We start from the raw sequence: 5,017 nt of genomic DNA, 5'->3' as shown, positions 1-5,017 counted from the left end.
GCGCCGGCCGGGGCCAGCCCTGGCACTACGTGCAGTTGCGCGGCGTGGCTCGCACGGCGCTGCAACGCTACGACGAGGCCCGCAACGACTTCTTCGAAGTCATTCGGGCCAACCCCAGAGATGGGCGCACGCACTTCCTCCTGGGCAAGCTGGCCGCCCACACCGGCGATTCCACCGCAGCCTGTGAGTTCTACCGTCGCGCGCTGGCGCTGGGCTATGCCTATGCGCGGGAAGCGCAGGAGGGCTGCAAGTAGCGCAACCTCACCCCCAGCCCCGCTCCTCGGGGAGAGGGGAGCCACGGCAACGCAGACGTGAGCCAACATCAATTAGGTCAACTTGCGTGGTGGTGGCTAGTGCGAGCCACGGCAGCGCAATCGTCAGGCTCCCCTCTCCCCGAGGAGAGGGGCCTGCCCCGCAGGGGTCCCGTGAGGTTAAACGCAAACAACCGCCGCCGGCCCGGGGCCGGCGGCGGTTGTCGAAGTTGCGTTCAGAAGCTCAGAAAGCCTTAGTTAGGCATCAGCACGGTGTTTACTACGTGAATCACGCCGTTGCTCTGCATCACGTCGGCGATGGTTACCATTGACGTGCCGCCTTTTTCATCCTTCAACTCGATGCCTTTGCCTTTCATCATCGCGGTGAGGGTGCCGCCCTGCACGGTTTTCAGGGTGGCTTTGCCACCGCCGGCTTTGATGGCTTTCATCAGGTCGGCGGCCGTCATGCGGCCGGCGACCACGTGGTAGGTCAGGATTTTGGTGAGGGTGGCTTTGTTCTCGGGCTTCACCAGCGTTTCCACGGTGCCGGCGGGCAGCTTGTTGAAGGCTTCGTTGGTGGGCGCAAACACGGTGAAGGGACCGGCGCTGCTCAGCGTTTCCACCAGGCCGGCGGCCTTCACGGCAGCCACCAGGGTGGTGTGGTCTTTCGAGTTCACGGCGTTTTCCACGATGTTTTTCGTGGGGTACATGGGGGCGCCGCCTACCATTACGGTCTTAGCTTTTTGGGCCGAAGCGGTGTGGGTAGCACCAAAGCTGAACAGGGCAACGAGGGCAAGCGAAAACAGGGACTTTTTCATCGGTATAGATGGATGATTAGATGTTGTGAAAGATGACTCACCTACGCCCCACCTTGCGTGAGCGGATTGCGTGGGCGGTGAAATTTCTTTGGGGCAGTCCTTATTTGGAAGAGTTGCGGGCTCTTAATCGGCTGTCATCCTGAGCGCAGCGAAGGACCTTCTTACGTTGGAATAACGGTACGTTCGAACGTGAAAAGGCCCTTCGCTGCGCTCAGGATGACAAACACAACCAACGTTGCCCCAAACATTTTTCTATTCTGATACTTGCTGCTTCATGCGAATAACTACCCTGCTGCTCTTCCTGCTCCTTTCCCTCACCGTCCGCGCCCAGAACCCCGGCACCCTGGCCGGCACCGTGCGCGACCGCGCCACTCAGGAAGCCCTGCCCGGCGTGAGCGTCGTGCTCGAAGGCACCAGCTTCGGCACTGCCACCGATGCCGAGGGGCGCTACCGCCTCGCGGGCGTGCCGGCCGGGGCCTACAACCTGCGCGCCAGCTTCGTGGGCTACGATGCCCTGCTGCGCGCCGATGTGGCCATCAGCAGCGGCAACGTGAACACGCTCAACCTCGAAATCAACAAAAGCCCGCAGGCGCTGGGCGAAGTAACCGTAACGGCCAACCGCGCCATTCGCGTGGCCACGCCCGAAACGCCGCTCAGCGTGCAGCGCCTCACCACCGAAGAAATTAAGAGTAACCCGGGCGGCAACTTCGATATTTCGCGGGTGGTGCAGAGCCTGCCCGGCGTGGGCGGCGGCGGCTCGGGCGGCACGGCGGGCTTCCGCAACGACATCATCATCCGGGGCGGCGCGCCGAACGAGAATGTGTATTACCTCGACGGCATTGAGGTGCCGGTTATCAACCACTTTCCCACGCAGGGCAGCGCGGGCGGCCCGGCGGGCATTCTCAACGTGAGCTTTATCGAGGATGTGACGTTGAGCTCGTCGGCCTTCCAGGCGCGCTACGACAATGCCCTGAGCGCGGTGCTGCAATTCCGGCAGCGCGATGGCAACTCGGAGCGGCTCCAGGGCAACCTGCGCACTTCGGGCACGGAGGTGGCCGCGACTTTGGAAGGGCCGCTGACCAAGAATACCACGTTTCTGGCGTCGGCCCGGCGCTCGTATTTGCAGCTGCTGTTTAAGCTGATTGACCTGCCCATCCGGCCCGATTTCTACGACTTTCAGTTCAAGACGACCACCAAAATTTCGGAGAAAACCACGCTGACTACGCTGGGGCTGGGTGCCATCGACCATTTCGAGATTGTGCCGCCCAAGAAAAGCTCGCCCAGCAAGGAGTTCATCCTGCGCAACAATCCCACCATCGACCAGTGGAACTACACCGTGGGCCTGAACCTGCGCCACCTCGTGGATAACGGCTACCTGAACCTGGCCCTGAGCCGCACCCAGCAGTACGCCGCGGCCGACCAGTTCCAGTACGGCTACGTGGGCCAGGAAGCCTACCGCAAGCTGTTTGCCCGCACCCACGAAACCGAAAACAAGCTGCGCGCCGACGTGAATAAGCGCGTGGGCCGCTGGCAGTACAGCTACGGCGTGGTGGGCCAGCTGGTGCACTACGACAACAACCTGCGCAACCGCATTCGGGCCGAGGTGCGCGACGCCAGCGGCGCGCTCGTGAGCCCGGCCGTAACGGTGAACTTCACCACCGACCTCGATTTTGTGCGCTACGGCCTGTTTGCCCAGGCCACCCGCACCTACGGTGCCGACAGCCGCCTGACGGTATCGGCCGGCGTGCGGGCCGATGGCACCAGCGCCCTGCTGCAAGGCTACCGCCTCGACCGCACCCTCTCGCCGCGCGTGTCGCTGAGCTACGCGCTGCTGCCCACGCTGAATTTCAACGCCAGCCTGGGGCGCTACTATAAGATTCCGCCGAGCACTATTCTGGGCTACCGCGCCCCCAGCGGCCGGCTCCTGAACGAGGGCAGCCGCTACATCCGCTCCGACCACGCGGTGGCGGGGCTGGAGTGGCTGCCCGGCGCGGCCACCCGCCTCACGCTCGAGGGCTTCTATAAAAAGTACGCCTACTACCCGGTGAGCGTGCGCGACGGCATCAGCCTGGCCAACCTGGGCGGCGACTTCAACGCCATCGGCAACGAGGCCATCACGAGCACCGGCCAAGGCCGCGCCTACGGGGCCGAGGCGTTTTTTCAGCAGAAGCTCAGTGGCAAGCTGTTCGCCATTGTGTCGCTCACGGCCTTCCGCTCCGAGTTCAACGGAGCCGATGGCGTGTACCGGCCCACGGCCTGGGACACGCGCTTTCTGGGCTCGGCGCTGCTGGGCTACAAGCTGGGCCCCGGCTGGGAGCTGGGGGCCAAGTACCGCGTGGGCGGCGGCGCGCCCTACACGCCCTACGATGCTGTGGCCAGCCGCGCCAGCTACCAGGCCGTAGGCCAGGGCATTCTCGATTATTCGCAGTTAAACACCCAGCGCCTCCGCTCCTTCCAGCAGCTCGATTTGCGCCTCGACAAGAAAATCAGCCTACGCCGCCTGAGCTTCGATTTCTACATCGACGTGCAGAATGCGCTGCTGGCCAAGCCCGTGTCGGTGCCCACCTACACCTTCGAGCGCCTCGCCGACAACTCCGGCTACACCACCACCGATGGCCAGCCCCTGCGCCCCGACGGCAGCAACGCCGTGCCCATCCTGCTGCCCGACAGCGACGCGCTGGTGGTGCCCACCGTGGGCTTTATCGTGGAATTCTAAAAGCCGTCAACCCGGCATAGAGACGCCTATTGGCGTCTTGTCGTTAGACGATGGAGCGGGGTTTCAGTTGATGAGCAGTTGCAAGTAGTGGCAACTGCTCCGGCAGCAATATGCCTAACCGAACATTGAGCGGACTATCTTTCGCGCTCACTGCCGGCCGTTGCGGTTGCTTTTTTACCTTGCTATTCGCTATGTCCGCCCAGCCCATCATCGAGCTCCTGCAACTGCTGCCGCATCCCGAAGGCGGCTATTACCGCGAAACCTACCGGGCGGCCCCTACCCTGGCCACGACCGAAGGGCAAACGCGCAACGTGAGCACGGCCATTTACTACCTGCTCGAAAATGAGGACAAGTCCCATTTTCACCGCATTAAGTCGGATGAGCTGTGGTTTTTTCATCAGGGCCAGCCGCTCGAAATTTTGCTGCTAACGGACGGGCAGCTGTCCCGCATCGTGCTCGGCAACGACTTGGCCGCCGGCGCGGTACCGCAGGCCATGGTGCCCGCCAACACGTGGTTTGCCGCCCACCTGCCGCAACGCACCGGCTACGCGCTGGTGAGCTGCACCGTGGCGCCGGGCTTCGATTTCCAGGATTTTGAGCTGGCAGAGCGGGGCGCGCTCACTCGGGAGTTTCCGCACCTGACCGAGGTAGTGACGCAGTTTACATAAGGCCCACCTACTGCTTCGGCCGCCTCACTTCCGCCACCCATATTACCCCATGAAAAACCGCAACGTCTTCTTCTGGCCGATGGTGGTGGCGCTACTCGGCGGGCTGCTTTTGCGGGCGACGACGGCCCTCGCGCAAAGCGGGCCGGACCATCACTACACTATCGGCTTCTCGCAGTGCACCAACGGCGACGCCTGGCGGCTGGCCATGCTGGCCGGCATGAAAAAGGAGCTGAGCTTCTACCCCGAAGTGCGCTTCCGCATGAAGGACGCCCACTACAGCAGTGCCGTGCAGCAGCGGCAGATTCAGGAGCTACTGCGCGAAGGTATTGATTTACTGATAGTCTCGGCCAACGAGAGCGAGCCCGTGACGCCCGTTATCGAGGAAGTGTACAACCGCGGTATCCCGGTGGTTATCCTGGACCGGCGCATCAGCTCGCCGCTGTACACGGCCTACGTAGGCGGCAACAACGTGGAAGTGGGCCAGACGGCCGGGCGCTACGCCGCCTCGCTGCTGGGGCAGCGCGGCCGGGTGCTGGAAATCCTAGGCGCGCCGGGCTCCTCGCC

General features: G+C 63.3%; 5 protein-coding genes. 4 read left to right on the top strand and 1 reads right to left on the bottom strand.

All coding sequences use genetic code 11. From position 1 onward, the window contains the following. The coding region (locus tag ACYVDE_RS14285) for a tetratricopeptide repeat protein (RefSeq protein WP_460502217.1) at positions 1-254 on the top strand (254 nt) is incomplete at its 5' end. Between the two features lie 251 nt (positions 255-505). Here ACYVDE_RS14285 and ACYVDE_RS14280 read toward each other — a convergent pair. Further along, complete coding sequence (locus ACYVDE_RS14280) at positions 506-1,069, bottom strand: fasciclin domain-containing protein (protein WP_460502216.1); 564 nt, start codon at positions 1,067-1,069, stop codon at positions 506-508. A 274-nt stretch (positions 1,070-1,343) separates the two neighbouring features. Between ACYVDE_RS14280 and ACYVDE_RS14275 the strand changes: the two genes are divergently transcribed. The 3 genes from ACYVDE_RS14275 to ACYVDE_RS14265 all read left to right on the top strand — a co-directional run. Next, complete coding sequence (locus ACYVDE_RS14275; protein ID WP_460502215.1) at positions 1,344-3,785, top strand: TonB-dependent receptor; 2,442 nt, start codon at positions 1,344-1,346, stop codon at positions 3,783-3,785. A gap of 191 nt (positions 3,786-3,976) precedes the next feature. Next, positions 3,977-4,453, top strand: coding sequence for a cupin domain-containing protein (locus tag ACYVDE_RS14270; RefSeq protein WP_460502214.1), 477 nt, complete (start codon positions 3,977-3,979; stop codon positions 4,451-4,453). 49 nt (positions 4,454-4,502) lie between these two features. Further along, on the top strand, positions 4,503-5,017 hold a 515-nt coding region (locus tag ACYVDE_RS14265; protein WP_460502213.1), incomplete at its 3' end, for a substrate-binding domain-containing protein.

The sequence above is a fragment of the Hymenobacter agri genome, from assembly GCF_054778495.1.
The sequence above is the reverse complement of the archived record's forward strand: the minus strand, read 5'-3'. Positions and strand labels throughout refer to the sequence as shown.

Excerpts from the sequence above, each read along its gene's own strand:
- ACYVDE_RS14280 (WP_460502216.1), bottom strand. The coding sequence starts at position 1,069 with ATGAAAAAGTCCCTGTTTTCGCTTGCCCTCGTTGCCCTGTTCAGCTTT.
- ACYVDE_RS14275 (WP_460502215.1), top strand. The coding sequence starts at position 1,344 with ATGCGAATAACTACCCTGCTGCTCTTCCTGCTCCTTTCCCTCACCGTC.
- ACYVDE_RS14270 (WP_460502214.1), top strand. The coding sequence starts at position 3,977 with ATGTCCGCCCAGCCCATCATCGAGCTCCTGCAACTGCTGCCGCATCCC.